This is a genomic window from Massiliimicrobium timonense, assembly GCF_002160865.1.
Classification (GTDB): domain Bacteria; phylum Bacillota_I; class Bacilli_A; order Erysipelotrichales; family Coprobacillaceae; genus Allocoprobacillus.
Genome location: NZ_NFLJ01000006.1, coordinates 64515 through 91277 on the forward strand (window position 1 = coordinate 64515; position 26763 = coordinate 91277).

At 31.6% G+C, this 26763-nt stretch carries 28 protein-coding genes and 1 pseudogene; 23 read left to right on the top strand and 6 right to left on the bottom strand.

What is annotated here, in order from left to right:
• Positions 1 to 6: 6 nt before the first annotated feature.
• The 3 genes from dnaB to B5E75_RS03040 all read left to right on the top strand — a co-directional run bounded on the left by dnaB (position 7) and on the right by B5E75_RS03040 (position 2281).
• Positions 7 to 1377: a replicative DNA helicase gene (gene dnaB, locus B5E75_RS03030; RefSeq protein ID WP_087357317.1), complete on the top strand. Its 1371-nt coding sequence runs from the start codon at positions 7 to 9 to the stop codon at positions 1375 to 1377.
• 68 nt (positions 1378 to 1445) lie between these two features.
• A complete protein-coding gene (locus B5E75_RS03035) occupies positions 1446 to 2000 on the top strand; it encodes a GNAT family N-acetyltransferase (protein ID WP_087357318.1) in 555 nt (184 codons plus the stop codon).
• Positions 2000 to 2281 (top strand): hypothetical protein, encoded by a 282-nt coding sequence (locus B5E75_RS03040; RefSeq protein ID WP_087357319.1) that lies wholly within the window; start codon positions 2000 to 2002, stop codon positions 2279 to 2281. The genes B5E75_RS03035 and B5E75_RS03040 overlap by 1 nt, the downstream gene beginning before the upstream one ends.
• 51 nt (positions 2282 to 2332) lie before the next feature.
• Here B5E75_RS03040 and B5E75_RS03045 read toward each other — a convergent pair whose 3' ends face one another.
• Positions 2333 to 3070, bottom strand: a complete 738-nt coding sequence (locus B5E75_RS03045; protein ID WP_087357320.1) for an SDR family oxidoreductase — start codon at positions 3068 to 3070, stop codon at positions 2333 to 2335.
• A 130-nt stretch (positions 3071 to 3200) separates the two neighbouring features.
• Between B5E75_RS03045 and B5E75_RS03050 the strand changes: the two genes are divergently transcribed.
• The 3 genes and pseudogenes from B5E75_RS03050 to B5E75_RS03060 form a co-directional block, all read left to right on the top strand.
• Positions 3201 to 4088: a LysR family transcriptional regulator gene (locus tag B5E75_RS03050; RefSeq protein ID WP_087304961.1), complete on the top strand. Its 888-nt coding sequence runs from the start codon at positions 3201 to 3203 to the stop codon at positions 4086 to 4088.
• A gap of 21 nt (positions 4089 to 4109) precedes the next feature.
• Positions 4110 to 4487, top strand: a complete 378-nt coding sequence (locus B5E75_RS03055; protein ID WP_087357321.1) for a DUF3592 domain-containing protein — start codon at positions 4110 to 4112, stop codon at positions 4485 to 4487.
• Between the two features lie 73 nt (positions 4488 to 4560).
• Positions 4561 to 5025 (top strand): annotated as a pseudogene (locus B5E75_RS03060) (GNAT family N-acetyltransferase); the annotation flags it as partial.
• 44 nt (positions 5026 to 5069) lie between these two features.
• Here B5E75_RS03060 and B5E75_RS03065 read toward each other — a convergent pair.
• A complete protein-coding gene (locus tag B5E75_RS03065; protein ID WP_087357322.1) occupies positions 5070 to 5456 on the bottom strand; it encodes a hypothetical protein in 387 nt (128 codons plus the stop codon).
• A 125-nt stretch (positions 5457 to 5581) separates the two neighbouring features.
• Between B5E75_RS03065 and B5E75_RS03070 the strand changes: the two genes are divergently transcribed.
• From B5E75_RS03070 to typA, 11 genes are all read left to right on the top strand, one after another.
• Entirely contained in the window at positions 5582 to 6172 is a 591-nt protein-coding gene (locus B5E75_RS03070; protein WP_087357323.1) for a thymidine kinase, read from the top strand.
• A gap of 183 nt (positions 6173 to 6355) precedes the next feature.
• Positions 6356 to 6661 (top strand): pyrimidine dimer DNA glycosylase/endonuclease V, encoded by a 306-nt coding sequence (locus B5E75_RS03075; RefSeq protein WP_087357324.1) that lies wholly within the window; start codon positions 6356 to 6358, stop codon positions 6659 to 6661.
• A 169-nt stretch (positions 6662 to 6830) separates the two neighbouring features.
• Complete coding sequence (locus B5E75_RS03080; protein WP_087357325.1) at positions 6831 to 7481, top strand: HAD family hydrolase; 651 nt, start codon at positions 6831 to 6833, stop codon at positions 7479 to 7481.
• Positions 7471 to 8190, top strand: coding sequence for a trehalose operon repressor (treR, locus tag B5E75_RS03085; protein ID WP_087357326.1), 720 nt, complete (start codon positions 7471 to 7473; stop codon positions 8188 to 8190). Before B5E75_RS03080 ends, treR begins: the two co-directional genes overlap by 11 nt.
• Positions 8191 to 8308: 118 nt before the next feature.
• On the top strand, positions 8309 to 10189 hold the full coding sequence (gene treP / locus B5E75_RS03090; protein ID WP_087357327.1) for a PTS system trehalose-specific EIIBC component: 1881 nt from the start codon (positions 8309 to 8311) through the stop codon (positions 10187 to 10189).
• Positions 10189 to 11829, top strand: coding sequence for an alpha,alpha-phosphotrehalase (gene treC, locus B5E75_RS03095; RefSeq protein ID WP_275086200.1), 1641 nt, complete (start codon positions 10189 to 10191; stop codon positions 11827 to 11829). Before treP ends, treC begins: the two co-directional genes overlap by 1 nt.
• Before the next feature lie 164 nt (positions 11830 to 11993).
• A complete protein-coding gene (locus B5E75_RS03100; RefSeq protein ID WP_338037062.1) occupies positions 11994 to 12695 on the top strand; it encodes an AzlC family ABC transporter permease in 702 nt (233 codons plus the stop codon).
• Positions 12673 to 12987, top strand: coding sequence for a branched-chain amino acid transporter permease (locus B5E75_RS03105; RefSeq protein ID WP_087357329.1), 315 nt, complete (start codon positions 12673 to 12675; stop codon positions 12985 to 12987). The genes B5E75_RS03100 and B5E75_RS03105 overlap by 23 nt, the downstream gene beginning before the upstream one ends.
• Before the next feature lie 378 nt (positions 12988 to 13365).
• On the top strand, positions 13366 to 14022 hold the full coding sequence (locus B5E75_RS03110; protein WP_087357330.1) for an SGNH/GDSL hydrolase family protein: 657 nt from the start codon (positions 13366 to 13368) through the stop codon (positions 14020 to 14022).
• Position 14023: 1 nt separating this feature from the next.
• Positions 14024 to 14758 (top strand): alpha/beta hydrolase, encoded by a 735-nt coding sequence (locus tag B5E75_RS03115; protein ID WP_087357331.1) that lies wholly within the window; start codon positions 14024 to 14026, stop codon positions 14756 to 14758.
• 106 nt (positions 14759 to 14864) lie between these two features.
• Positions 14865 to 16688, top strand: a complete 1824-nt coding sequence (typA, locus tag B5E75_RS03120) for a translational GTPase TypA (protein ID WP_087357332.1) — start codon at positions 14865 to 14867, stop codon at positions 16686 to 16688.
• 551 nt (positions 16689 to 17239) lie between these two features.
• Here the strand turns inward: typA and B5E75_RS03125 are convergent.
• From B5E75_RS03125 to B5E75_RS03135, 4 genes are all read right to left on the bottom strand, one after another.
• Entirely contained in the window at positions 17240 to 18163 is a 924-nt protein-coding gene (locus B5E75_RS03125) for an ABC transporter permease family protein (protein WP_087357333.1), read from the bottom strand.
• Between the two features lie 401 nt (positions 18164 to 18564).
• Entirely contained in the window at positions 18565 to 18981 is a 417-nt protein-coding gene (locus B5E75_RS03130; RefSeq protein ID WP_087357334.1) for a hypothetical protein, read from the bottom strand.
• A 30-nt stretch (positions 18982 to 19011) separates the two neighbouring features.
• Complete coding sequence (locus B5E75_RS14530) at positions 19012 to 19158, bottom strand: hypothetical protein (protein ID WP_162607627.1); 147 nt, start codon at positions 19156 to 19158, stop codon at positions 19012 to 19014.
• A gap of 27 nt (positions 19159 to 19185) precedes the next feature.
• Positions 19186 to 20583, bottom strand: a complete 1398-nt coding sequence (locus tag B5E75_RS03135) for an ISNCY family transposase (RefSeq protein WP_206413956.1) — start codon at positions 20581 to 20583, stop codon at positions 19186 to 19188.
• A gap of 263 nt (positions 20584 to 20846) precedes the next feature.
• Between B5E75_RS03135 and rpsL the strand changes: the two genes are divergently transcribed.
• From rpsL to B5E75_RS03165, 6 genes are all read left to right on the top strand, one after another.
• Positions 20847 to 21260 (top strand): 30S ribosomal protein S12, encoded by a 414-nt coding sequence (gene rpsL, locus B5E75_RS03140; RefSeq protein WP_087244288.1) that lies wholly within the window; start codon positions 20847 to 20849, stop codon positions 21258 to 21260.
• A gap of 19 nt (positions 21261 to 21279) precedes the next feature.
• Positions 21280 to 21750, top strand: coding sequence for a 30S ribosomal protein S7 (gene rpsG / locus B5E75_RS03145; protein WP_087244287.1), 471 nt, complete (start codon positions 21280 to 21282; stop codon positions 21748 to 21750).
• Positions 21751 to 21787: 37 nt separating this feature from the next.
• Positions 21788 to 23863: an elongation factor G gene (gene fusA / locus B5E75_RS03150; RefSeq protein WP_087357335.1), complete on the top strand. Its 2076-nt coding sequence runs from the start codon at positions 21788 to 21790 to the stop codon at positions 23861 to 23863.
• A gap of 85 nt (positions 23864 to 23948) precedes the next feature.
• Positions 23949 to 25133, top strand: a complete 1185-nt coding sequence (gene tuf, locus B5E75_RS03155; protein WP_087357336.1) for an elongation factor Tu — start codon at positions 23949 to 23951, stop codon at positions 25131 to 25133.
• A gap of 86 nt (positions 25134 to 25219) precedes the next feature.
• Positions 25220 to 26011, top strand: a complete 792-nt coding sequence (locus tag B5E75_RS03160; RefSeq protein ID WP_087357337.1) for a Cof-type HAD-IIB family hydrolase — start codon at positions 25220 to 25222, stop codon at positions 26009 to 26011.
• A gap of 86 nt (positions 26012 to 26097) precedes the next feature.
• On the top strand, positions 26098 to 26406 hold the full coding sequence (locus B5E75_RS03165; protein ID WP_087244283.1) for a PTS lactose/cellobiose transporter subunit IIA: 309 nt from the start codon (positions 26098 to 26100) through the stop codon (positions 26404 to 26406).
• The last annotated feature ends 357 nt before the right edge of the window (positions 26407 to 26763 follow it).

Below are 26763 nucleotides of genomic sequence, written 5' to 3' on the forward strand. Positions count from 1 at the left end.
CATATAATGGCTAGAGAATATCCCCATGATCTTGTGGCTGAAAGATCGTTATTAGGTTCTATGTTAATATCAAGTGATATATGTCAAAATATTTTATCTCTAGCTTCAAAGGATGATTTTTATTTGGATAGTCATCGTATTATTTTTGAGGCTATGCAAAACATTTATAATGAAAATAAGCCGGTTGATGTAACGACAGTCACGTCTTATCTGATAGATAAAAAATTATTGGATAAAACAGGTGGAGTGGAATACTTACTGGAATTAAGTGAATCAGTTCCAACTACGGCTCATAGTGAACATTATTTGAGAACACTAAATGAAAAATCTTTATTGAGAAGACTGATTAAAGAGTCAACACAAATCATTGAAAGAGCCTATGATGATGTAGGCAATATTAATGATTTTATTGGAGAAGTTGAAAAAGATTTTTTAAATGTCACAAGAGATCGTAATGCTGGAGAATTTCAAAATGTAAAATCTGTGATTCAAAAAGTGACTGATCGTTTGGTGATGTTACAAAAAGCAGATGGAAAAATATCTGGTGTTAAAACTGGATATTATGATTTGGATAAATTGACATCGGGTTTTCAAAAAGGTGACTTAATTATCTTGGCTGCCCGTCCATCCGTTGGAAAAACAGCTTTTGCTTTAAATGTGGCTTATAATGTATCTTATAAATCAGATGAAGCAGTGGCTATCTTTTCATTGGAAATGCCTGCTGAACAGTTAATTCAGCGTATTATTTGTTCTGCCGGAAGCTTAAAGGCTGAATCTTTGCGTTCAGGTTCTATTTTAAAAGAAAGTAGTGAAAGATATTATGCAGCGGCAGATAAGGTATCGAAATGTAACCTATATATTGATGATACACCCGGTATTCGTGTTGGAGAAATTGCTGCCAAATGTCGTCGTTTAAAAAGAGAACAGGGCTTAAAGATGATTGTCATTGACTATTTGCAGTTGATTTCTGGACCAGCGAATAGTCGTGAATCTAGACAACAGGAAGTTTCTGATATTTCAAGACAGTTAAAAATGATTGCCAGAGAGCTGGAAGTTCCAGTATTGGCTTTAAGTCAGTTATCACGTTCAGTTGAAAAACGTGATAATAAAAGACCGGTTTTATCAGACTTAAGAGAATCTGGAGCTATTGAACAGGATGCTGATATTGTTTCTTTTATTCATCGTGAAGATTATCAAGATCCAAAGAAAGAAGCAGAAACACAAGGAGCAACAGATATTATTATTGCAAAACATCGTAATGGGGCTTTGGCTGATATACGTCTTGTTTTCTTAAAACAATTTAGTAAGTTTGCCAATCCAGCAAGATCAGATCAGCAAATTAATCCATTAGAAGGTGTTAAAGATTTAAGAACATAAATATTTGACAAAATGAAGGAGTTTTGACTCCTTTTATTTAAAAATGATTTTATAAAGGAGGAACGCTTATGATTTTCACAACCAAAAGGTTAATTCTTAGACCGTGGGAAGAAAGTGATGCGCAAAGTCTTTTTCGATATGCCAGTGATCCTGATGTTGGACCGATTGCAGGATGGCCACCCCATCAAAGTGTGGAACAAAGTTTAGATGTGATACGTCATGTTTTTAATGGTGATGAATGTTATGCGATTTGCAAAAGGAATATTCATGAAGCTATTGGGGCTATAGAACTAAAACTCAATGGGCATACAGATATGACTGAACGTGATGATGAATGTGAGCTTGGATACTGGCTGGCCAAACCCTATTGGGGAAGAGGCTATATGCCTGAAGCTGGTAGAGAATTGATTCGACATGCCTTTGAAGATTTAGATATGAAGACTATCTGGTGTGGGTATTATGATGGAAATACGAAATCTTTAAGAGTACAAGAAAAGCTAGGATTTATTTATCATCATAGTTGTGATGAAGTGCCTGTGCCTTTGTTGAATGAAGTAAGAATTGGTCATACAAATTATATGACAAAAGAATCTTGGGAAAAGATGAAAGAAGGGAATTCATAATGTTATTTCCTTTTGAAGATGCACCCAATACAGCAACGCTGATCTGTTGTCATATTCTTGATCAAAATGCTTCCATTTTATATGTTTTTCATGATGAAGATGATGGAATGTGGCAATTTTTATGTGATCAACAACATAGTAGTAATGAGGCAAGGTTAGTTTCTCTTGAATATGTATTCCATTTAGATCCTTCCATTGCAGCTTTAAAAGATATGCCCTGTGGCTATTATGCACAAAGAAAGTCAAAATACGAGAATTGGATCATAAGTAAAAAATCATGATATGAAAGACAAAATAAAAACACACCTGCGGGTGTGTTTTCAATATATCATTTATCCTTCAAATGTAGGACGGATAACTAAATCAGAAACATCAACACCATCTGGTTGAGAAATCGCATATAGGACAGCATTCGCAATTGTTTCTGGTTGAAGTCCAAATTGTTCATAAAATCCTTCGACCATCTTCTTATGATCATTTTCAACGACATGATTTAATAATTCTGTCTTGATAGCTCCAGGATAAATTGTTGTTGTACGAATATTTTTACCTTCCTGATTTGTTTCACTGTTAAAAGATTGTAACATCACTTTGACAAAATGCTTTGTTCCACAATAGACTGCATTTCCTGGAACCAATGTCGTTCCTGCTCTTGATGAGGTAATAATGATATGTCCAGAATTTTGCTGATAGAATTCTGGAATAATAGCGTACATGGAATTGAGGACACCTTTGATGTTGATATCAACCATATCCATCCATCCTTTGAGATCTAATTCAGACATATTTCCAGCTGGCATAATACCTGCATTTGCAAATAAGACATCGACCTTTCCAAATTTTTCTTTAGCTAATTTTACAATAGCTTTCATATCTACTATATTTGTTACATCCGATTTTAAATAAATAGCACTATCACCTAATTCATTAGCTAATTTTTCTAAACGTTCTTCTCTTCTGCCACTTAATACAACTTTAGCGCCATGCTTTGCTAAAACTCTAGCTGTGGCTTCACCAATACCAGAAGTGGCTCCTGTAATGATAATGACTTTGTTTTCTACATTTTCCATTTGATTTTCCCCCTTTTGACAACATCATTTTATCAAAGAGATTAATAAAAAAATAATTGTTAGAAATCATAGATATATGATTATAAATCATAGTATAATATGATTACAAGGCATAAGGAGAAGATGTTATATGGAATTAAGACAATTACAGTACGTTATCAAAATAGCAGAATGTGGCACAATGCTCAAAGCGGCTCAAGAGTTGTATATATCACAATCGGGTTTAACACGTTCTTTAAAAACATTAGAAAAAGAACTTGGTATGGAATTATTTGATCGTATCAACAATCGACTCATATTAAACGAATATGGAAAAACAGTTGTGGAAGAAGGAAAAGATATACTCAATCATGTTGATAAGCTACAGGAGAAAGTCAAGAATCAATATAATCGCAATATGAATATGTTCATTGGTTCTTGTGCCCCGGCACCATTATGGGCTTTGAGATATACGATGAAACGTCAATACCCTGATATGTCTTTTGGATATGAAACAAAGGCTGACGCTGAAGAATTGATTCAAGGCTTCAATGAACATGATTATTCAGCTATTATTTTAGACTATCCAATAAATAAAGAAGATGTTGTTTGTTTTCAAATATGCCAGGAAGTTTTAAACATTTCAACAACATCCCATCACCCCTTAGCAAATAAAAAAACCATAACTTTTGAAGAATTAAACGGTGAAAATTTTTTGGAATATAATAATACAGGTTATTGGCATGAAGTGTGTGTAGACAATATGCCTGATTCACATTTTATTGTACAGGATGATTTGGAATTGTATGGGATTCTTCAAAGACAATCTTCTTTGTTGACTTTTAGAACAAGTTTGACAATACCAAGATTTCATCTCTATGAAGATAGAGTTTATATTCCTATTACGAATCCAGAAGCTACACTGACTTTCTATTTGATATGTCATCAAAATCATTTTGATAAAATTAAAAAGGTACAAGCGCATATCAATGAAGTAGACTGGATACATTATCGTAATGAAGATTTTGAAATTATATAAAAACACAAGGAAAGTTATATTATGATTGTCTTTTGGATTATAGGAATTTTATTTTTCGTTGTAGGGCTTTTATGTTGTGTACCTGAATATGTGAGATTATTAAGGTATCATGGTCGTGTCATAGGAACAATAACAAAAATAGAGGATAATGGACAAAATGCCATAGCTATATTTGAGTATGATGTGGATGGACATCACTATACACAAAAAACGCAATGGACATCAAATGGTGTGTTTATTGTTGGAAAAACATGTGATGTCATCTATAATCAGAAAAAACCTCATCTTTCATATATCAAGAAGAGTGGACAATGGATACGTTGTCTTGTAGGGACATTATTTGTAATTGTGGGAGTGATTGTGCTTTGTTTAGGTTTCTTTTTTCAAAGCATATTATAGATAAAAGATAAGGGGGAATATCATGATTTTAGAAACAGAACGTTTGTTTTTAAGAGAATGAGAACAAAGTGATTTTGATGATTTAGCTCAAATATTACAGAATCCACATGTGATGTATGCTTATGAACATGATTTTTCAAAAGAAGATGTTCAGACATGGCTAGATCGTCAAAGAAAAAGATATAAGGAATATGGTTTTGGATTATGGGCCATGATTTTAAAAGAGACAAATGAAATGATTGGTCAGGCAGGGCTGACAATGCAGCTTTATCAGAATACCCAGATATTGGAAGTGGGTTATCTGTTAAAAGAGGAGTTCTGGCATCATGGATATGCCAAAGAAATTGCATTAAGCTGTCAAAAATATGCTTTTGAAAATTTACAGGCAGATCAGTTATATGCCATCATTAAAGCTGATAATATTTCATCTATCAAGGTGGCAGAGAGTCTTGGTATGAAAAAGGTAGATGAGTTTATGACAGGATATTATAACGGAGAGACACTTCATTATTTATATACAATTGAACGTACAAAATAAAATCAATAAAAAAATGATAGACATCAAAAGATGAATATCATTTTTTATGTGCGTTTATCAAATTGTTGATGGCATGTAGGACAGGTAATAGTAATATTTCCTTTACCTTTAGGAACTCTTAAATACTGATGGCAATGGGGGCATTTTAAATATTTATGTGTTTTACGATATTTCCATTTGTTTTTTTGACGATTAAAGAATTTTCTAATCCCAGTTGTTTTTGATAAGAACCATTCATTTTCTGCCTGTCGTTTATAGATTTGTTTAGAGAACATTCTAAAAAGACTATAAATAATCAAAGCATAGCATAAAAATCCAACATAAGGAACAAATAAGGAAATAACAAACAAAATAATATAACTGATAAACAAAAAGTTACCCAATTGATCGACACCATATCTACCATACATAAAATTTCTTAACCAATTCATTTTTATCACCTGTGCTTTATTATAAAGATGAATTATGAATGAAATATGTACTTCTATAATTTTATAAATGATGTATAAATTTGTAGATATTTATAGTATAATAATTATTCGTGGAGGTTGAAATTATGTATAATCAATATCGTGAAGGTTGGCTGGAAGTCATCTGTGGATGTATGTTTGCTGGAAAAACAGAAGAACTGATTCGTCGTATTAATGTTCTTTCTTATGCTAAAAAAAATATCATTGTTTTTAAACCGGCTATTGATAATCGTTATTCGGAAAAAGAAATTGTTTCTCATGCTGGGACGAAAGTTCCTTGTATTGTGGTGAAAGATTCAAAGGAAATTTTAAAATATGTCAAACCCGATACAGAAGTGATTGCCGTTGATGAAGTCCAGTTTTTTGATAGAGATATTGTTGATGTATGTGAATATCTGGCAGATAAAGGATTACGTGTGATGGTGGCTGGATTGGATAAAGACTTTAGAGGTGAACCTTTTGGTGTTTTACCTGAATTGTTGACACGTGCTGAATTTGTAACAAAATTAACAGCTGTTTGTGCAAAATGTGGTGCTCCAGCAACACGTACGCAAAGACTTGTTGATGGACATCCTGCATCATTTGAAGATCCAATTGTTCTAGTAGGGGCAGTTGATCATTATGAACCACGTTGTCGTCATTGTCATGAAATTTTAAATAAACCACATAAATTTTAAAAGTTCATACTCAAGACATATTTCTCATATATATTAATAGTGTCGAAAGACAAATACGATAGTATTGATTCCCCTCAAATCTATCATATATCCCTAAGAAAGAGATGCAACCCCAAAGCATCTCTTTCACTTTTTTGTATATTTTTTTGTTTGATGCATAATCATATATGAGGAGGGGTTCATATGGATTTATGTCATCAGGAAAATATATCTCAACTATCAAATCAAGATTTATTCCAACAACATGATTATATTTGTTATTTAAGAGGAGATGGATGGCAAAAAACGCAACATTATGTTTTTGCATACCCTTATTTATATCTTTATACTTTCCATATGTATATTATTAAAGAAATAGAAAACAGGGGTTATAGTGTTAATCCCTTATGGAAAGATTCTTGTTATAGGGGGATTCATCGAGGTTATGAAATATCTTATGCCACATTTGATGATATTGAAATACCTCAACATTTATATAAAGAAAATTAAAGAAAAATGAAATGTTCATATCTAATTCATATTGACAAAGTATATTATGGGTGTAAAGATAATAGAATTCATAAAAACTCCCTTTAAAATATGTATTCTAGAAAGAATCAGGTTTCTGATTCTTTTTTCTTTTTGGAAATCATGTATAATAGATAATGGTGATGATGAAATGAAAAATATTTTATTTGATTTAGATGGAACTTTGACTGATCCTTTTTTAGGTATTACACACTCTGTTGCGTATAGTTTGAAATCTTTTGGTATTGAGGTGCATGATTTAGAAACATTAAAGCCTTTTATTGGACCTCCTTTAGATGTGTCTTTTCAAGAATATTATCATATGGATGAAAAACAGAGCTGGGAAGCTGTAGAAAAATATCGTGAATATTTTTCAACTAAAGGATTATTTGAAAATAAGGTGTATGATGGAATGGAAGAATTTTTACAATCCTTATCTGATAAACATTTATATGTATGTACAAGTAAGCCTGAAGTCTTTGCTAGAAAAATTTTGGATCATTTCTCTTTGACTCCTTATTTTACAGAAATTTATGGAGCTAGTTTAGATGGAAAACTTAAAAATAAAGGAGATATTATTGCACATTGTTTAAAGCAAGAGCATTTAAATAATCAAGATTGTATCATGGTAGGAGATCGTCAACATGATATTGTTGGAGCACATCAAAATCATATACCATGTATTGGAGTTTTATATGGTTATGGAAATTTAGAGGAATTTCAACAATATCATTGTGATTATATTGTTGAAGATTTAAAGGAATTAAAAGAAATCATAGAGGAATGGGAAAATGTTAAGTAAATATCTGCAAATTTATGAAGATTTGAAACAAAAAATTGAAAGGAAAGAAATTCCATCACATACTTTCTTACCAAGCGAAAATGAACTGATGACACTTTACCATTCATCACGAGATACTATACGTAAATCATTATCTCTTTTACAACAAAATGGATATATTCATACATCTAAAGGGAAAGGTTCACTTGTTTTGGATCATGAAAAGATTGCTTTTCCAGTTGCCGGTTTAACAAGCTTTAAAGAACTTTCACATACTTTACCGGGAGATGTAATGACTATTGTGCATTGTTTTGAAAAGATACCTGTGACAACTTATTTGAAAAAAGAACTTTATATGCAAAAAGGTGATGTTTATCATATCGAAAGAATTAGAGATATTGATGGGGAAAAAATTATCTTAGATATTGACTATATTAATGCTCAAGTCATACCTCATTTAACAAAAGAAATTGTTCAAGATTCTATTTATGAATATATTGAAAATGATTTGGGATTAAAAGTTTCTTTTGCAAAAAAAGAAATTACAGTCATTCAAGCAAGTGATCAAGAAAAAGAATTATTAGATATGGATGGTTTTGATTTGCTTGTATGTGTGAAAAGTTATACTTATTTAGAAGATGCGACATTGTTTCAATATACGGAATCAAAACATCGTCCGGATAAGTTTAGATTTGTTGAATTTGCCAGAAGATCGCATATGGATTATTAGACACGTCATGTGTCTATTTTTTTGTGAAAAATCATATTTTCTTATTGACAAAGGTGTACGTACAAGTTAAAATGTAAGCGAAAACAAAAACATGTACGTACAAGATAAGGAGAAAAAAATGGGAAAGTTTGAAAAGGATGCTAAAGATTTATTAGAGTATGTGGGTGGCAAAGAAAATATTAATGCTGTTTCACATTGTGTCACAAGAATGCGTTTTGTTTTAGTTGATTCTAAGAAGGCAGATATTGATAAAATTGAATCATTGCCTTCTGCAAAAGGAACATTTACACAATCAGGACAATTTCAAGTCATTATTGGTAATGAAGTTTCAGAATTTTATAACGATTTTGTTAAAGTGAGTGGTATTGAAGGTGTAAGTAAGGAAGCTGTGAAGAATGCTTCAAAAACAAATCAAACATGGTTACAGAAAATGATGGGAGCATTAGGAGAAATCTTTGCTCCATTGATTCCAGCATTGATTTGTGGAGGTTTGATTTTAGGATTTAGAAATATTATTGGAGAAATTAATTTCTTTAATAATGGAACACAAAGTTTAGCAGATATTTCACAATTCTGGGCAGGAACATATAGCTTTTTATGGCTAATTGGTGAAGCTGTTTTCCATTTGTTACCAGTAGGTATTGTCTGGTCTATCACAAAGAAAATGGGAACAACAGAAATGCTGGGAATTGTGCTTGGATTAACACTTGTATCGCCTCAGTTATTAAATGGATTTAGTGTAGCCAGTACACCGGCTAATCAAATTCCAGTATGGGATTTTGGATTTGCTCAAGTGCAGATGATTGGTTATCAAGGGCAGGTCATTGCTGCCATGATGGCTGGATTTGTTTTGGTATATCTTGAAAAATTCTTTAGAAAAGTCACACCAAGTGTCATTAGTATGATTGTTGTTCCATTTTGTTCATTAGTACCCGCAGTGATTATTGCACATACTGTTGTTGGACCAATTGGATGGGCTATTGGTAATGGTATTGCTGATGTTGTTTATGGTGGTTTAACTTCAAGTTTTGGTGTATTATTTGCTGCTGTGTTTGGATTGGTTTATGCACCTATCGTTATGACAGGATTACATCATATGACAAATGCTATTGATACAACATTAACAAATATGTTTGGTGGAACTATTTTATGGCCAATGATTGCTTTATCTAATATTGCGCAAGGATCAAGTGTATTAGCAATGTCTATCTTACAAAGACATGATGAACGTGCTCAACAAATTAATGTTCCAGCATGTATATCTTGTTATTTAGGAGTTACTGAACCAGCGTTATTTGGTGTCAATATGAAATATGGTTTCCCACTTGTTTGTGGAATGATTGGATCAGCAATTGCAGCAGTCATTTCTGTTGGTTGTGGCGTACAGGCATTTAGTATAGGTGTTGGAGGTTTACCAGGAATTATTTCTATTAAACCAGAATTTTGGGTTTATTTCTTATTAGCTATGGCAGTTGCCATTGTCGTTCCTTTTGCTTTAACAATGATTGTGGGTAAAAAGAAATTAACAGTTCCAACAAAACAAGAAGAAAAAGATTTTATCTCACCAATGCAAGGACGTTTGATGCCATTAACGGAAGTAGAAGATCAAGTTTTCTCTCAAGGATTAATGGGTGATGGTTTTGCAGTTGAATTAAAAGATGGGCAAGTTCTTGCTCCATTTAGTGGTGAAGTTGTCATGACTTTCCCAACAAAACATGCTTATGGTTTAAGACGTGAAGATGGTCTGGAAGTTTTGATTCATATTGGTATGGATACTGTTCAATTAAATGGTGAAGGTTTTGAATCTTATGTTCAACAAGGTGATCATGTTGTTCAAGGACAAGTTTTAGCAAAAGTTGATATTGATTATGTTTTATCACAAGGAAAATCTGTTGTTTCACCTGTCGTTTTTACAAGTGGACAACATATTGAATGTCAAGGGCAGGATGTTCAATATAAACAAGAAAATATTTTTCAATGGAAAGGAGCTGATAACTAATGATGACTTTTCAAGATAAAGTTGTTTATCAGATTTATCCTAAATCTTTTCAAGATACGAATCATGATGGATTAGGAGATATACAAGGAATTATTCAACATCTTGACTATTTGCAAAAATTAGGTGTTGATTATATTTGGATGAATCCTATCTTTGTATCACCACAAAATGATAATGGTTATGACATTCAAGATTATTATTCTATTGATTCTCGTTATGGAACAATGGAAGATTTAGAATTATTAATTAGCGAAGCAAAGAAAAGAAATATCTATTTGATGTTTGATATGGTGTTTAATCATACATCAACTTATCATGAATGGTTTCAAAAAGCTTTATCAGGAGATCAAAAATACAAAGATTATTATTTCTTTAAAAAAGGAAAGAATGATAATCCACCAACTAACTGGGAATCAAAATTTGGTGGAAATGCATGGAAATATGTAGAAGAATTTGATGAATATTATCTTCATCTTTTTGATGAGACACAGGCTGATTTAAATTGGAAAAATCCAGAAGTCAGAAAAGAAATGGCAAATATTATTAATTTCTGGATTGAAAAAGGGATTAAGGGATTTAGATTTGATGTTATTAATTTGATTGATAAAGAGTCTTTTGAAGATGACTTTGAAGGTGTTGGAAAGAGATTTTATACAGATCGTCCTTTGGTTCATACTTATCTTCGAGAACTTGCTCAAAATTCTTTTGGACAATATGATGATATTATCACTGTTGGAGAAATGTCAGCAACTTCTATTGAAAATTGTATTGGATATACTAATCCTGAACATCATGAACTTTCAATGGCTTTTAATTTCCATCATTTGAAAGTTGATTATAAAAATAAAGAAAAATGGACATTAATGCCCTTTGATTTTAAAGAATTAAAACAATTATTAAACGATTGGCAAGTAGGTATACAAGAAGGTCATGGATGGAATGCTGTATTCTGGTGCTGTCATGATCAACCACGTGTTTTATCACGTTTTGGAGATGACAAAAATTATCCAAAAGAATCAGCGAAAATGCTGGCAACAACAATCCATATGCTAAGAGGAACACCTTATATTTATCAAGGTGAAGAAATTGGTATGACAAATGCTTATTTTACAGATATTCATCAATATCGTGATGTCGAGAGCTTGAATGCTTATCAGATTTTAAGAGACAAAGGTATACCAGAAGATGAAATTTATCAAATCTTATTAGCAAAATCAAGAGATAATGCACGTACACCAATGCAATGGAATGATAAACCTTATGCAGGATTTAGTGATGTTGAATCATGGATAGAACCAATTTATAATTATAAAGATATTAATGTAGAAAAAAATCTACAAGATGAAGATTCAGTATTCTATTACTATCAAAAATTAATTCAATTAAGAAAGCAATATCAAGTCATTAGTTTGGGAACATATGAACCTGTATTGTTAGAGCATCCAACACTTTATGCATATAAACGTCAATATCAAGATCAAGAAATCATTGTCTATAATCATTTCTATGGTGATGAAACAACAACTATTGAAGTTGAGGCTTCACAATATGATATTCTATTATCTAATGTAGGGCGTCAAACATTAGAAAATACAATTCAATTAAAACCATATGAATCTCTTGTTTTAATTAAAAAATAATAATGCTTTTAAAAGAAATGCATTGTAAGATGTGTTTCTTTTTTTGTATAAATAACAAAAATAATATATAATTTTATATTTTTCATGATTAAAATCTATTTTTGTATTTCACAAATTAACTGAATAATGTTAAAATATGAGCCATATAGATTTGGGGTGAAATAATGAAAAGAACAATGAAAGAAGCCTTGATTGCTTCCATTCCAGTTATGATGGGTTATATTGTCTTAGGTATGGCTTTTGGTATGCTTTTAGAGAGTAAAGGATATTCATTTATTTATGCTTTAGCCATGTCTGTTTTTATTTATGCTGGAAGTATGCAATTTGTCGCTATTAATTTATTAACATCAGGAGCAACATTAATAAATGTGGCTATAATGACATTATTGATTAATGCTAGACATTTGGTTTATGGATTATCTATGATTAAAAAATTTGAGGATATGGGGAAGTTAAAGCCTTATATGATTTTTTCTTTAACGGATGAAACTTATTCTTTGTTAGTGAGTGCAAAAACACCAAAAGGATGTTTACCTCAATATTATATGTTTTTTATTTCTTTCTTTGATCAATGTTATTGGGTGATAGGGAGTTTAATAGGAAGTATTGTTGGTTCATTACTAACAATCAATACAACGGGATTAGATTTTGCAATGACGGCATTATTTGTTGTGATTGTTGTAGATCAATATTTAAATTCAACAAAGCATCTTTATACTTATATTGGCTTTGGAATCAGTATTGTTTGTTTATTGATTTTTGGTAGTGATGCTTTTATTATCCCGTCTATGATAGGTATTATTTTAAGTTTGATTTATGTATACGAAAAAGGAGGAAAGGAAAATGCATGGGATTATACTGATTAGTATTATTGCAGTTATAACCTTTTTAACCAGAGTTCTACCTTTTTTCATCTTTAAAAATAAATCATATCCTATCATTGAATATCTTGGAGATGTTTTACCTTATGCTATTATGGCAATGCTCGTAGTGTATTGTTTAAGAAGTGTTGATTTACTGAGTGGAAATCATGGGATTTGTGAAATGATTGGTGTAGGAACTGTCATTCTTTTACATCTTATCAAACGTAACACGTTATTATCTATTATTGGAGGAACTCTTGTTTATATGTTATGTGTTCAAATTATTTTCGTATAAAATAAATAAGTTTACATTTTTATTGTTTGTGCTATACTATAAGTGTAGTCAAAAGACTGGTAAAGATATAAAGAAAAGGAAGAGCGGGAACTCTTCCTTTTAGCTATTTTAGCTAACTGTTAAAGATATAAATTTAATGAAATGTAGTTTTCACTAGTTTTTATTTAAAAACTTGTATGTAACTACAAGAATTAAATAGAATACTCCATTAATATTCCTCCATTAAATCACATCAATACCAGTTTTCCTCCATAGCACACTATTGATAAATGCAATAATAATTATATCATATATAAAAAATCTTTAACAATAAATACATACATTGTTCAAATTCTTTTCATATAAGCTATGTTATAATAGTGATAAGGAGATGGTTGTATGCGTGAAAGTATGAAATATGATACAAATGTTTATCAGTTGAGAGAATCAGTTTTAAAAAGAATGATTCAAATTATTCAACAACAAAGATATATTCAAGACAATAGTATTGTTTTCTATGGGGATTCTATTATTGAATATTATGATGTAGAACATGTTTTTAAGGATTTAGGGCCTGTTTATAATTGTGGTATTGGTGGCATAACTTCAGATATGTTGCTGCATTTTGTTGATGAAGGTGTTATTAAATATCGCCCACGTGAAGTTTTTATATTAATAGGAACAAATGATTTAGGAAATACGATTATGGCAAGTCCTAGAGATATTGCTTTGAATGTTAAAGAGATGGTGGAGATTATTCATTATAATTTACCAGAATGCCAAATTCATTTGTTAAGTCCTATTCCGTGTATTGAAAAGCTTCATGGTTATCAATCAATGCATCAAGGATTAAGAAGTAACGATATTTTACAAATGATTATGAAAGAATATAAACGTATGATTCCTTATGAATATGTTCATTTTATTAATGTTTATGATTCTTTATTTGAAAATGGACAATTAAATGCAAATTATTTTATTGATGGTTTACATATTAATGAAGATGGTTATCAAGTTTTAACAGAAGTGATTCTAAAAGCCATAAAGGAGAAATGATATGCAAGAGTATTATGAAATGAAAACAAAACGTGGAACAATGAGAGGTTTCTTTCATAAACCACATGCTAATCAGTTTCCTGTATGCCTTATTTTTCATGGGTTTACAGGTCAAAAAACAGGAACAAAATTTTCTTATGTTCAGTTGTCAAGAATGTTAGAAAAGCAAAATATTGGAACTTTGCGTATGGACTTTTTAGGAAGTGGAGAATCAGATTTGGAATTTAAAGATATGACTTTTCAAAATGAACTGGATTCAGCTATTCAGCTTTTAGAAGAAGTTAAGAAAATGGATTGTGTGACAGATATTTATTTATTAGGTCATTCTATGGGTGGAGCCATTGCAAGTGAAGTAGCAAAAAGATTCCCACAGGATATTTCTAAAATGTGTTTATGGGCACCAGCTTTTAATCTACCTGATGCGATTGAATATTTAAAAGGACATGTTGAAGAAGCTCCTTATTATGATCATGGTGGTTTTGAAATTTCTCATGAGTTTGTCGAAGATATAACATCGAGAGATTTATATAAGGATTTGGATATTTATAAAAATGATTTAATGATTATTCATGGAACAGAGGATACAACAGTTCCATTTCAAATATCAAATAAGTATTTAAAAGGATTTGTGAATCCAACTTTTTATCCTATTGAAGGAGCTACGCATAACTATGATAATTTGAAACATATTCGTCAAGTTATTCAATTAACATATGATTTTTTTATACAGGGATAAAAACCCTGTATTTTTCGTTATGAATTACATAAAGTGATAAGCTTTTTGTATTGTCTTTTCAATGAATTGTGTTATAATCAAAAAGGCAAAAAAGGAGTGAAAATACATGAATAACATTAGAAATATAGCAATTATTGCACACGTTGATCATGGGAAAACAACTTTAGTAGATCAGTTATTAAAATTATCTGGAACTTTGAAAGATAATGAACAAATTGCTGAAAGAGCAATGGATTCAAATGCGATTGAAAGAGAACGTGGAATTACAATTTTAGCAAAAAATACAGCTATTCATTATAAAGATTATCGTATTAATATTATGGATACACCGGGACATGCTGATTTTGGTGGCGAAGTAGAACGTATCATGAATATGGTTGATGGTGTATTATTAGTTGTTGATGCATATGAAGGGACAATGCCTCAAACACGATTTGTATTAAAGAAAGCACTTGAAGCAAAGGTCAAACCTATTGTTGTGATTAATAAGGTAGATAGACCTGTTGTACGTATTCATGAAGTTATGGATGAAGTATTGGAATTATTTATGGAATTAGGTGCTGATGATAATCAGTTAGATTTCCCAACTGTCTTTGTATCGGCTTTGATGGGAACATCAAGTTTGGATCCAGATATTTCAACACAAGTACCAAATATGGATTGCTTATTTGATATGATTATTAAAGAAATTCCTGCACCATTAGTTGATGAAGAAGGTGGATTGCAATTCCAACCTGCATTACTTGATTACAATGATTATGTAGGACGTATTGGTATTGGTCGTATTCAAAGAGGTAAGGTTAAAGTCAATGAAACTGTTGTTTGTTTAAGAGCTGATGGTACAAAAACACAATTTAGAGTTCAAAAATTATTTGGTTTTTTAGGATTACATCGTATTGAAATTGAAGAAGCTAGTGCTGGAGATATTGTTGCTATTGCAGGACTTGCAGATATTGGTGTAGGAGAAACAGTTTGTACAATTGGACATGAAGAACCATTACCATTGTTACGTGTTGATGAACCAACAATTCAAATGGTATTTGGTACAAATACTTCACCTTTTGCTGGAAAAGAAGGAAAATTTGTCACAGCAAGTAAGGTTGAAGAAAGATTGTTTAAAGAAACAAATAAAGATGTATCTTTAAAGATTGAAAGAGTGCCTAATGCAGAAGAATGGATTGTTTCAGGACGTGGAGAATTACATTTATCTATCTTAATTGAAAATATGCGTCGTGAAGGATTTGAATTACAGGTTTCAAAACCAAAAGTTATTATTAAAGAAATTGATGGTGTTAAATGTGAACCATATGAAGAAGTGTTTATTGAAGCTCCTGATGAATGTATAGGAAGTATTATTGAATCTTTAGGATTTAGACGAGGAACACTAGAAAATATGGAATCTGATAATGGGATGACAAAAGTACATTACATCATTCCATCTCGTGGTTTGATTGGTTTTATGACAAACTTCCTCACTATGACAAAGGGTTATGGAATTATTAATCACTCATTCTTAGATTATCGTCCAATGGAAGGAGATTCTGTAGGAGAAAGACAGTTAGGTGTACTTGTTTCTATAGATACAGGACAAACAACAGCTTATGCTCTTGGTGGTGTTGAAGATCGTGGAGTAATGTTTGTTGGTCCAGGTGTAGATGTTTATGAAGGTATGATTGTTGGTGAACATAGCCGTGATAATGATTTGGTTGTCAATGTCACAAAAGGAAAACAATTAACGAATACACGTTCATCAACAAAAGATTCAACAGTTGTATTAAAGAAACCAAGAGTTTTCAATCTTGAAGCTTGTTTAGATTATATTAATGATGATGAACTTGTAGAAGTCACACCAAAGAATATTCGTTTAAGAAAACGTTTATTAACAGAAAATGAAAGAAGAAAAGCTTATACTAAAAAAATGAATGGATAATGAAAAGAGTTCTTGCTTAAATGATAGTAAGAACTCTTTTTATAATGATAACTAATCTAGCGTTTCGTTTATTTTAAAACAAGGAAAGTTGAGAAATACGATTATTTACATTTTTTGCATTGTGATATAAAAAGTTCGATTGATGAATAGATTATATAAGTCATTTTCATACATCAAAAAATGTTAATTGTAAAATGAAATTCTATTTTATGATATTTTAATGTAGAGTTTAATATTACAATATTTTACCATTGTCCAGTATTTTGGATGTTCACTATTAAAGGGACCGAAAAAGTGGATATTTAATATGGTTCAGTAGTCTTTCGGTGATTTATATTTTTTGATTATCTGATTAAAAAGCAGATTATAACATAGATCTTTCAAATTTTAAGCACGATTTTTACAGATTTAGACAAGAATATTGCTATGCATTTACTTTTGAATATAGCCAATGAAAAACTTACTTTTTTGTTAAGTAAAGTTATATTTTTAATTGTTAAATTTAAATTGTATTGATTTCATCACTGTTTATTTCTTGACATTATTTGTGGTCATAAGATAACCTCTCTTTTGTTTACAAGAATCAAAGAGAGGCATATAGGTATAAATATAATCATAATGTTGATGCTTATTAATAATAAAATCATTTTAAGTATTAGAAGTTGATTTTTAAAATTAAAAATCATGATGAACAAACATATTGATAAACTTACAATTATGTCTATAAGTATAATTTCTTTGATATATCTAAGAAATAGTATTTTAAGAGTCTGCATTGATGAAGAACCATTTGCCTTAAGCAGTGCAAGTTCTTTCTTTTGGTGAAACAGTTCTTTTGATCGATCATATATAATGAATAGAAATACCATAAGCAAAATAATGAAAGAGAATTGTGATATTTTTTCAACAATACTTTTATTAAATGTCTTTAGCTGTTCAATTCCTATAGGAGAATATATTGTTAAGTCATTATCAACACGTTTTAAAGCATCATAGACTTCATCTATATTGGCATCTTCTTCTATATTTAAAAGTACCATATATACAGGATAGTCTTTATCTTTAAAATACTCTAATGGAAAATAAATAATGTTTTCCCCACTATTACTATAACGATTCATAACCTGTTTTTCTAATACAGCACCAATCTTTATGGTCTGCTTTGAATCAGTTTCTAATTCAATTGTAGATTTATGTTTTATTGTTTCATACAGATGGTTTGAAATAATGGTTTGACTATCTTTATTCAATGTATCTTTTGTTTTTGAAAAAAGATTGTTGTTGTAGGATTGTACAACCACAGAAATATTATTTATCGTTCCATAAAATTCATAGAAAGGTGAGACGCTTTTAATGCCGTTAATATTTCTCATCTTATTTATATTCGTAAGTGAGATTGGAGTTGTAAGTTCCTGATATACTTTTAACTTATCTGATCCATAATATACTCTTATTTCACCGAAACTATTATTCAACAGATCGCTCATCGTTGAATTGTAGTATGCCATGTACATCTGAGTAAAGACAGCAATGCTAAGTATAATTGCAGTTATAAAAGATGTATAAAAAGAAGATTTTCGTTGGTGTTTTTTGTTGTAATACTGAATACTTTTTCTAATAACTTGAGGTGATCTTTTAATAGAAATTCCAGAATTCTTTACATTAGATATTTTATCGTATAACTTGATTGACCATCAGACACAGGATATAAAATTAAATTTTTAGAATTTCAAAATTTACTATATTCTCGTAATTAATTGTGCTTGATTTCATGATTTTTCTAAAGACATTATCGTATTCCTGTGTCATGTGGTCAATCAAAAATGATTTTCTTATTTATAACATATTAAAGAAAATACTTCTTTATCTCTGTCCTTTATAAATCGAATGCAGTAATAAATAATCGGCTATTTTGTACAATAAGAATGATATAACCACCATCTTTATTTTTTATATAATATTCATAATCTTTTGAAAAGTCAGGAAGATATTTTTCAGGAATATTTATTTCTTTAACACATTGATTAAAATTTTGTTCTACTTTTTGATTCTTTTGAGCTTGTAATGATATGTTAAGTTCTTGATGGCTCATATCATATACCTCATAATAGACCCCATCGTTATGAAAAGAACTCTCGGGATATTGGTGATAAATAGAAACAGTTTTATCTGGTAATTTGATATCCCAGTTTTCTACAAAAGAGTTTTGATTTTTGCTGTAGACATAAAATAAAGTCCCGATAACTATTAAAACTATAAAAATTATCATTGTCATCACTTTTTTATTTTTCATATCTATCCTTCTTTCTATTTGTTATTGTAATTATACTGTAACAGTAATGGATACATTAAATGGAACAATTGATCCATTTTTTTGCGCATTAACCATTGCATCCACAGCTAATCCTTCAAGGCCATTGTAATCACCTGATGCATAATCATAATAATCTTTCACCTTTACAGTTGTCAAGCAAATTTGAAAATGTCCTCAAAAATTTTAAACATTAGCACCAGAACGGTGCTTTTGTTTTGCAAGAAAATTTAAGTAGGAAGCCTGTTTCCAAGGATGATCTATAGGTGGAATATATTTTTTCTTTGGTCTGGCTTCTTTTTTTACTTCATCAAATTCTTTTGAATACAATTCATGTTTTGGTATTTCCTGCATGATATATATGTGATCAAGTACATTGACATACAGATTCCCATCAAATGCCTCGATAACCATACAATCTGTTCTGTTCTTTAAATAAACAGATGTTCCATTTTCTGTTACGGGCAAATACAGCCTGTTTTGAAATCTGATACTATGACCTGAATCAATTTTTCTAGGAGAAAGAACAGCTAAGGTACGATTGATTTTTTCAATTGATGGTTGCGTTTCAAATACCGATTTGGTAGTATTGAGGTGTAGAGCAAACATGTCATTGAATTTTTTTAGGTAGGATTTTAAAAATTTATTGGCTGACTCTATATCGGTTATATGAGCACGTCTGAGTTCAACAGGTAAACGGGATTGGAATGTCTGGTTCATTCTTTCGATTCTGCCTTTGGCTTGGGCGATGCTCGTTGTCCTAATATCAACGCCAAGATTATGACACGCATAGGAAAACTGGGTAAAAGTGTCGTCATCATCAAAAGCGTTGTTTTTCTTTTTGTATTCAAAGACAGTACGTCTATCGGTATAAAACATGGCAGGAATACCATAGTTGGTCAAAATCTGATAGAAGACATTATAATAGCCATTTAGCGTTTCCTGAGTATCAAAATAAGCGCCAACAACTTCACCAGTAGCATCATCGACAGCCAAATGAAGATGCCAGATATGACCATCAATCCATTCAAAGCTGGAAGCATCCATCTGGATCATTTCACCCATATACTTGCATCTGGGTCTTCTAGGATGAGCATTTTTACTGTCTATGATGGAAATAGCTTCTTTGATGTCATTTTGAGATTTTTTGGAACGAGTCATTTTCAATTGAGCCTTCAAAGAATCTTTTAATATCTTTTTCGTTTTCTTTCTGGCTTTAGGGGAAATGATATTTTCATCTCTAAGCCACTTGTTAAGAGTCGTATCACTAATTTTAACATTGAAATCATCATAAATGATTTCACAGAAATGAGTAAAATTAGTGTCACAATAATGATCGATATAAAGTTTGATAATCCTGTTTTTGATATCGAGAGGTATAGTGGTGGCAGGAGCTCTGCCTCTGTTGCCATGAATAAAAGCAGCTTTACCATATTTTTTATATTTAAGGATGAGTCTATTGACAGTTCTGACAGTACATCCCAACTTGATGGCAGCTCTATTTTTATTGCCGTTAGTTTCAACCAGTTTTTTAATAATCAAATATTTATTTTCTTCATTCATTCTTAATTCAACCTTTCTCATACAACAACCTCCCAATAAAAGTGAGGCTATATCATAACATAGATTTTTGAATATGTCCTGTATACAGGACATATTCAACTTGGATATATTAAGACATTATCATATTTGAATCATAGTTTTCTTTTAAAAAACAAAAAAAGTGTTGACTTTATAAATTTTGTCGTATATAATTGCTTTCGGTACTCGACTAAGAGTGCATTTTATCTCATCAAAAAATGAAACACCCGGAATTGTGTGTTAAGAAGAAAGGAAAGGAGAAAAACATGCCTACAATTAATCAATTAGTCAGAAAAGGACGTAGTGAAAAAACATCTAAATCAAAATCACCTGCGTTAAATAGAGGTTACAACTCATTATTAAAGAAACCAACTAATATTAGTTCACCTCAAAAACGTGGTGTTTGTACTCGTGTTGCCACTATGACACCAAAGAAACCTAACTCGGCTTTACGTAAATATGCCCGTGTTCGTTTGTCAAACGGAATGGAAGTAACTGCATATATTCCAGGAATTGGGCACAACTTACAGGAACACAGTGTTGTGTTAATTCGTGGAGGACGTGTTAAGGACTTACCAGGGGTTCGTTATCATATTATTCGTGGTACTATGGACTGTGCTGGTGTAAAAGATCGTATGCAAGGACGCTCTCGTTATGGAGCTAAAAAACCTAAAAAATAAGAGATAGGAGGAAAAACTGATGTCAAGAAGAGGACGTGTAGCAAAAAGAGATGTACTACCTGATCCAATTTATAATTCTAAGGTAGTTACAAAATTAATTAACAATATCATGCTTGATGGTAAAAAAGGTGTTGCTCAAAACATCTTATATGAAGCATTTAAAAAAGTTGAAGAAAAAACTGGAAATCCTGCAATGGAAGTATTTGATCAAGCAATCAACAATATCATGCCTGTACTTGAATTAAAAGTAAGACGTATTGGAGGAGCTAACTATCAAGTACCTGTTGAAGTATCTCCAGAAAGAAGAATGACATTAGGATTAAGATGGTTAGTTAACTATTCTCGTTTAAGAAACGAAAAAAGCATGATTGATCGTCTTGCTAATGAAATTATTGATGCCTCTAATGGAACTGGTGCTTCTGTGAAAAAGAAAGAAGATACTCATAAGATGGCTGAAGCTAATAAAGCATTTGCACATTTCCGTTGGTAATATATGATTTAGAGGAAATATTTGAAAGGAGAAAAATATGGCTCGTGAATTTTCGTTAGAAAAAACTCGTAATATTGGAATCATGGCTCACATTGATGCTGGTAAAACAACAACAACTGAACGTGTTCTTTATTACACTGGAAAAATTCATAAAATTGGTGAAACACATGATGGTGCTTCACAAATGGACTGGATGGAACAAGAGCAAGAACGTGGTATTACAATCACTTCAGCAGCAACAACTGCACAATGGAATGGATACCGTGTTAACATCATTGATACTCCAGGCCATGTCGATTTCACTGTTGAAGTAGAACGTTCTTTACGTGTACTTGACGGTGCTGTTACTGTATTAGACTCAAAAGCTGGTGTTGAACCACAAACAGAAACTGTTTGGCGTCAAGCAACAACTTATGGAGTTCCTCGAATTGTCTTCTGTAACAAAATGGATGCAACTGGGGCAGATTTCTTAATGTCTGTTGAATCTATTGGAAAAAGATTAGATGCTAACGCTGTAGCTATTCAATTACCAATTGGTGCCGAAGATACATTTGAAGGTCTTATTGACTTAATTAAAATGAAAGCTGTTCATTTTGAAGGAGCTAAGGGTGAAAACGTTGTTTATTCTGAAATTCCTGAAAATATGAAAGCTCAAGCAGAAGAATATCGTCAAAAAATGATTGATTCAGCTGCATCTTTTGATGATGATTTAATGATGAAAGTCTTAGAAGAAGAACCAGTTACTGAAGAAGAAATTAAAGCAGCAATCCGTAAAGGAGTATTAGCTGTTGAATTATTCCCAGTATTATGTGGATCTGCTTATAAAGACAAAGGTGTACAGTTAATGTTAGATGCTGTTATTGACTTCTTACCTGCACCAACTGATGTTCCATCAATTAAAGGTGAAGATGAAGATGGTAACGAAATCGAAAGACATGCAAGTGATGATGAGCCATTCTCTGCATTAGCATTTAAGATTATGGCTGACCCATTTGTTGGTAAATTAACGTTCTTCCGTGTATATTCAGGACATATTGAATCTGGATCATATGTTTTAAACTCTTCTAAAGATAAAAAAGAACGTTTAGGACGTATCTTACAGATGCATGCAAATACACGTAAAGAAATTAGCGAAGTTTATGCTGGAGATATTGCTGCAGCTGTTGGATTTAAAAATACAACAACTGGGGATACTATCTGTGATGAAAAGAATTTCATTATCTTAGAAAAAATGGAATTCCCTGAACCAGTTATTGAATTAGCAATTGAACCAAAAACAAAACAAGACCAAGATAAATTAAGTAACGGTTTAGCAAGATTAGCTGAAGAAGACCCTACATTCAGAGTCACTACAAATCCTGAAACTGGTGATACAATTATTGCCGGAGTTGGGGAATTACACTTAGACGTTATCGTTGATCGTTTAAAGAGAGAATACAAAGTTGAAGCTAATGTTGGGGCACCACAAGTTGCTTATCGTGAAACAATTAGAAAAGCTGCTGATTGTGAAGGTAAATTCGTACGTCAGTCAGGTGGTCGTGGACAATACGGACATGTATGGATTAAATTCGAACCAAATGAAGGTAAAGGATTTGAATTCGTTGATGCTGTAGTTGGTGGAACTGTCCCTAGAGAATACATTGGTTCTGTTAAAGCTGGGCTTGAAGAAGCATTAGAAAATGGTATGATTGCTGGATATCCAGTATTAGATATTAAAGCAACTTTATTTGATGGTTCTTACCATGATGTCGACTCATCAGAAATGGCATACAAGGTTGCTGCAAGTTTAGCATTAAAAGAAGCTGGTAAAAAATGTGATCCAGTTATCTTGGAACCAATTATGGCTGTAGAAGTCACTGCACCTTCTGAATATTTAGGAAGCGTTATGGGAGATATTTCTTCTAGACGTGGTATGATTGAAGGACAAGAAGAAAGAGGAAATGCTGTTTTAGTACAAGCAAGTGTACCTTTATCTGAAATGTTTGGATATGTTACTGATTTAAGATCATTCACACAAGGTCGTGGAAACTATACTATGCAATTTGATCGTTATGAACCTGTTCCTAAATCAATTGCTGAAAGTATTATTAAGAAAAATGGTGGAAATAATTAATCACTAAAAGTATTGCATTTTTCAACCAAATCATTTAGAATGTATATGTAAAAATTTAAAGAAATTTATATAGGAGGAAGCTTAAATGGCTAAAGAAAAATTTGACCGCTCTAAAGCGCATGTTAATATTGGAACAATTGGTCACGTTGACCATGGAAAAACAACTTTAACTGCAGCTATCACTACTGTTTTAGCTCAAGAAGGAAATGCTAAAGCAATGGACTACGCTGCAATTGATGCTGCACCTGAAGAAAAAGAACGTGGTATCACAATCAACACTGCACACGTTGAATATCAAACAGCAACTCGTCACTATGCACACGTTGACTGTCCAGGTCATGCTGACTACATCAAAAACATGATTACTGGTGCTGCTCAAATGGATGGAGCTATCTTAGTAGTAGCTGCTACTGATGGACCTATGCCACAAACAAGAGAACACATCTTATTATCTCGTCAAGTAGGTGTACCTTACATCATCGTATTCTTAAATAAATGCGATATGGTTGATGACGAAGAATTAATTGAATTAGTTGAAATGGAAGTTCGTGAATTATTAAATGAATACGGATTCCCAGGAGATGATACTCCTATTATTCGTGGATCAGCTTTAAAAGCATTAGAAGGAGATCCAAAATGGGTACCAGCTATTCATGAATTAATGGAAGCTGTAGATACTTATATCCCAACTCCAACTCGTGATACTGACAAACCATTCTTAATGCCAGTTGAAGACGTATTTACAATCACTGGACGTGGAACAGTTGCTACAGGACGTGTTGAAAGAGGACAATTAAAATTAAATGACCCAATCGAAATCGTTGGTATTCATGAAACTCAAAATACAGTTGCTACTGGTATCGAAATGTTCCGTAAATTATTAGATTACGCTGAAGCAGGAGATAACGTAGGGGTATTATTAAGAGGTATCAACAGAGATCAAATTCAACGTGGACAAGTATTAGCTAAACCAGGATCAGTACATCCACACAAAAAATTCGTATGCCAAGTTTACGTTTTATCAAAAGATGAAGGTGGACGTCATACACCATTCTTCTCTAACTATAGACCACAATTCTATTTCAGAACTACTGACATTACTGGTGTTATCGAATTACCAGAAGGTGTAGAAATGGTTATGCCAGGAGATAACGTAGAATTAACAGTTGAATTAATCCATGCTATCGCACTTGAAAATGGTACTAAATTCTCAATTCGTGAAGGTGGAAGAACTGTTGCTTCTGGAACAGTTACTGAAGTTATTGAATAATTTTCATGAAAAGGTATCTTATTGATACCTTTTTTGTTTACACTTTTTTATAAAAAGGTTATGATGTTAAAGTATGGAGGTGTGATATGAGCAAACTATTTTTCTTTGATATAGATGGAACGCTTATTGAATGTAGTAAAGGTATTTACAGCATTCCCCAAAAAGTTAGAGAAGCTATGGATAGTCTAAAAAGACAAGGACACGCTGTTTTTTTGGCTACTGGGAGATGTAAGTGTTTTATTGTAGATGGTGTCATGGATTATCCGTTTAGTGGATATGTGACTTGTAATGGTGCTTATGTAGAATATGAAAATAAAGAAATATATAAAAGTATCGTATCAAAAGAAGCAATTATAAAGACTCATGAGTTTTGTTTAGAAAGAAATTTAGCTTATTATTTTGAGGGTAATGATTATATTTATGTCTTAAATAAGGATAACCCTAAACATATAGAGTTTAAAAATAATTGGGGAATGAAAGATAAGGTTATTGTTGATTCTTTTGATGTTAATGAAATAGAAACTTATATTGGTATGATTGTTTTGAATTCTGATCAAGATATAGAACCAATGAAAAACGTATTATCGCCTTATTTTCATATCCAGCAGCACCAAAGTGGCTTATCGTTTGATTTAACCTTGAAAGGTGAATCTAAAGCCAAAGGGATTGAGAAATTGATTAATGGTTTAGGTAAAACAATGAAAGATACAATTGCATTTGGTGATGGACGTAATGATATAGAAATGTTAAGGTGTGTAAATTTGGGTATTGCAATGGGAAATGCAGCTATGGAAACAAAAAAAGTTGCTGATTTTATCACTGATAATGTTGAGAATGATGGAATTGTGAAAGCACTTAAACATTTTTCTTTTCTTTAATCTTTATAGTTGAAATTATAAAGGTGATTTGATAAAATAAATATACAGAGTAATTCTGAATTTGTTTGTTAAAGGAGAAATTGAAAATGGATGAACAAGAACAAGTAGTTATCAACCTTATTGTAAACAGTGGTAGTGCTCGTAGCTCAGCAATTGAAGCTATTCAATACGCTAAAGCTGGTGATTTAGATAAGGCTGATGAATCATTACAAAATGCAAAAGAAACTGTAAATGAAGCGCATCATGCACAAACTGAATTAATTCAAGCAGAAATCAGAGGAGAAAAAGCTCCATTAAACTTATTAATGGTACATGCTCAAGATCACTTAATGACTGCATTAGTTGTTATTGATTTAGCACAAGAATTTATTGATCTTTATAAAAAAATCAAATAATTAAAAGGTTAGTGATTCAAGCAAAACCCCAATGACGGAGGATTAACTCAGTTAATGGGGTTTTATTTTTGAATTTCTGAGTAAATCTTTACAAAATAACAAATAAAAAAACATTGATAAAATCAATAAAAAATAGAATTTTTAAAAAAAGAGGGATAAAAAAACGAAAAAAAGTGAAAAAAAGGGTTGCAAAGGGGAGGAATAGATGATATTATAGATGAGCACTCGACGAGAGGGCACAGGGACATTGAAAACTGAACAGTAAACACGTCAATAAAGATAGGAAAAAAGAAAGAGTCAAGAAGACATGAAATTGTCTGAAGATAGAAAAGGACAATGGAGAGTTTGATCCTGGCT

Excerpts from the sequence above, each read along its gene's own strand:
- B5E75_RS03035 (WP_087357318.1), top strand. The coding sequence starts at position 1,446 with ATGATTTTCACAACCAAAAGGTTAATTCTTAGACCGTGGGAAGAAAGT.
- B5E75_RS03050 (WP_087304961.1), top strand. The coding sequence starts at position 3,201 with ATGGAATTAAGACAATTACAGTACGTTATCAAAATAGCAGAATGTGGC.
- B5E75_RS03160 (WP_087357337.1), top strand. The coding sequence starts at position 25,220 with ATGAGCAAACTATTTTTCTTTGATATAGATGGAACGCTTATTGAATGT.
- dnaB (WP_087357317.1), top strand. The coding sequence starts at position 7 with ATGGCTAGAGAATATCCCCATGATCTTGTGGCTGAAAGATCGTTATTA.
- rpsL (WP_087244288.1), top strand. The coding sequence starts at position 20,847 with ATGCCTACAATTAATCAATTAGTCAGAAAAGGACGTAGTGAAAAAACA.
- tuf (WP_087357336.1), top strand. The coding sequence starts at position 23,949 with ATGGCTAAAGAAAAATTTGACCGCTCTAAAGCGCATGTTAATATTGGA.
- B5E75_RS03105 (WP_087357329.1), top strand. The coding sequence starts at position 12,673 with ATGCATGGGATTATACTGATTAGTATTATTGCAGTTATAACCTTTTTA.
- B5E75_RS03055 (WP_087357321.1), top strand. The coding sequence starts at position 4,110 with ATGATTGTCTTTTGGATTATAGGAATTTTATTTTTCGTTGTAGGGCTT.
- B5E75_RS03045 (WP_087357320.1), bottom strand. The coding sequence starts at position 3,070 with ATGGAAAATGTAGAAAACAAAGTCATTATCATTACAGGAGCCACTTCT.
- B5E75_RS03075 (WP_087357324.1), top strand. The coding sequence starts at position 6,356 with ATGGATTTATGTCATCAGGAAAATATATCTCAACTATCAAATCAAGAT.
- treR (WP_087357326.1), top strand. The coding sequence starts at position 7,471 with ATGTTAAGTAAATATCTGCAAATTTATGAAGATTTGAAACAAAAAATT.
- B5E75_RS03040 (WP_087357319.1), top strand. The coding sequence starts at position 2,000 with ATGTTATTTCCTTTTGAAGATGCACCCAATACAGCAACGCTGATCTGT.
- B5E75_RS03080 (WP_087357325.1), top strand. The coding sequence starts at position 6,831 with ATGAAAAATATTTTATTTGATTTAGATGGAACTTTGACTGATCCTTTT.
- B5E75_RS03130 (WP_087357334.1), bottom strand. The coding sequence starts at position 18,981 with ATGAAAAATAAAAAAGTGATGACAATGATAATTTTTATAGTTTTAATA.
- rpsG (WP_087244287.1), top strand. The coding sequence starts at position 21,280 with ATGTCAAGAAGAGGACGTGTAGCAAAAAGAGATGTACTACCTGATCCA.
- B5E75_RS03065 (WP_087357322.1), bottom strand. The coding sequence starts at position 5,456 with ATGAATTGGTTAAGAAATTTTATGTATGGTAGATATGGTGTCGATCAA.
- B5E75_RS03100 (WP_338037062.1), top strand. The coding sequence starts at position 11,994 with ATGAAAAGAACAATGAAAGAAGCCTTGATTGCTTCCATTCCAGTTATG.
- B5E75_RS03165 (WP_087244283.1), top strand. The coding sequence starts at position 26,098 with ATGGATGAACAAGAACAAGTAGTTATCAACCTTATTGTAAACAGTGGT.
- B5E75_RS03115 (WP_087357331.1), top strand. The coding sequence starts at position 14,024 with ATGCAAGAGTATTATGAAATGAAAACAAAACGTGGAACAATGAGAGGT.
- B5E75_RS03110 (WP_087357330.1), top strand. The coding sequence starts at position 13,366 with ATGCGTGAAAGTATGAAATATGATACAAATGTTTATCAGTTGAGAGAA.
- treC (WP_275086200.1), top strand. The coding sequence starts at position 10,189 with ATGATGACTTTTCAAGATAAAGTTGTTTATCAGATTTATCCTAAATCT.
- B5E75_RS03135 (WP_206413956.1), bottom strand. The coding sequence starts at position 20,583 with ATGAGAAAGGTTGAATTAAGAATGAATGAAGAAAATAAATATTTGATT.
- treP (WP_087357327.1), top strand. The coding sequence starts at position 8,309 with ATGGGAAAGTTTGAAAAGGATGCTAAAGATTTATTAGAGTATGTGGGT.
- fusA (WP_087357335.1), top strand. The coding sequence starts at position 21,788 with ATGGCTCGTGAATTTTCGTTAGAAAAAACTCGTAATATTGGAATCATG.
- typA (WP_087357332.1), top strand. The coding sequence starts at position 14,865 with ATGAATAACATTAGAAATATAGCAATTATTGCACACGTTGATCATGGG.
- B5E75_RS03070 (WP_087357323.1), top strand. The coding sequence starts at position 5,582 with ATGTATAATCAATATCGTGAAGGTTGGCTGGAAGTCATCTGTGGATGT.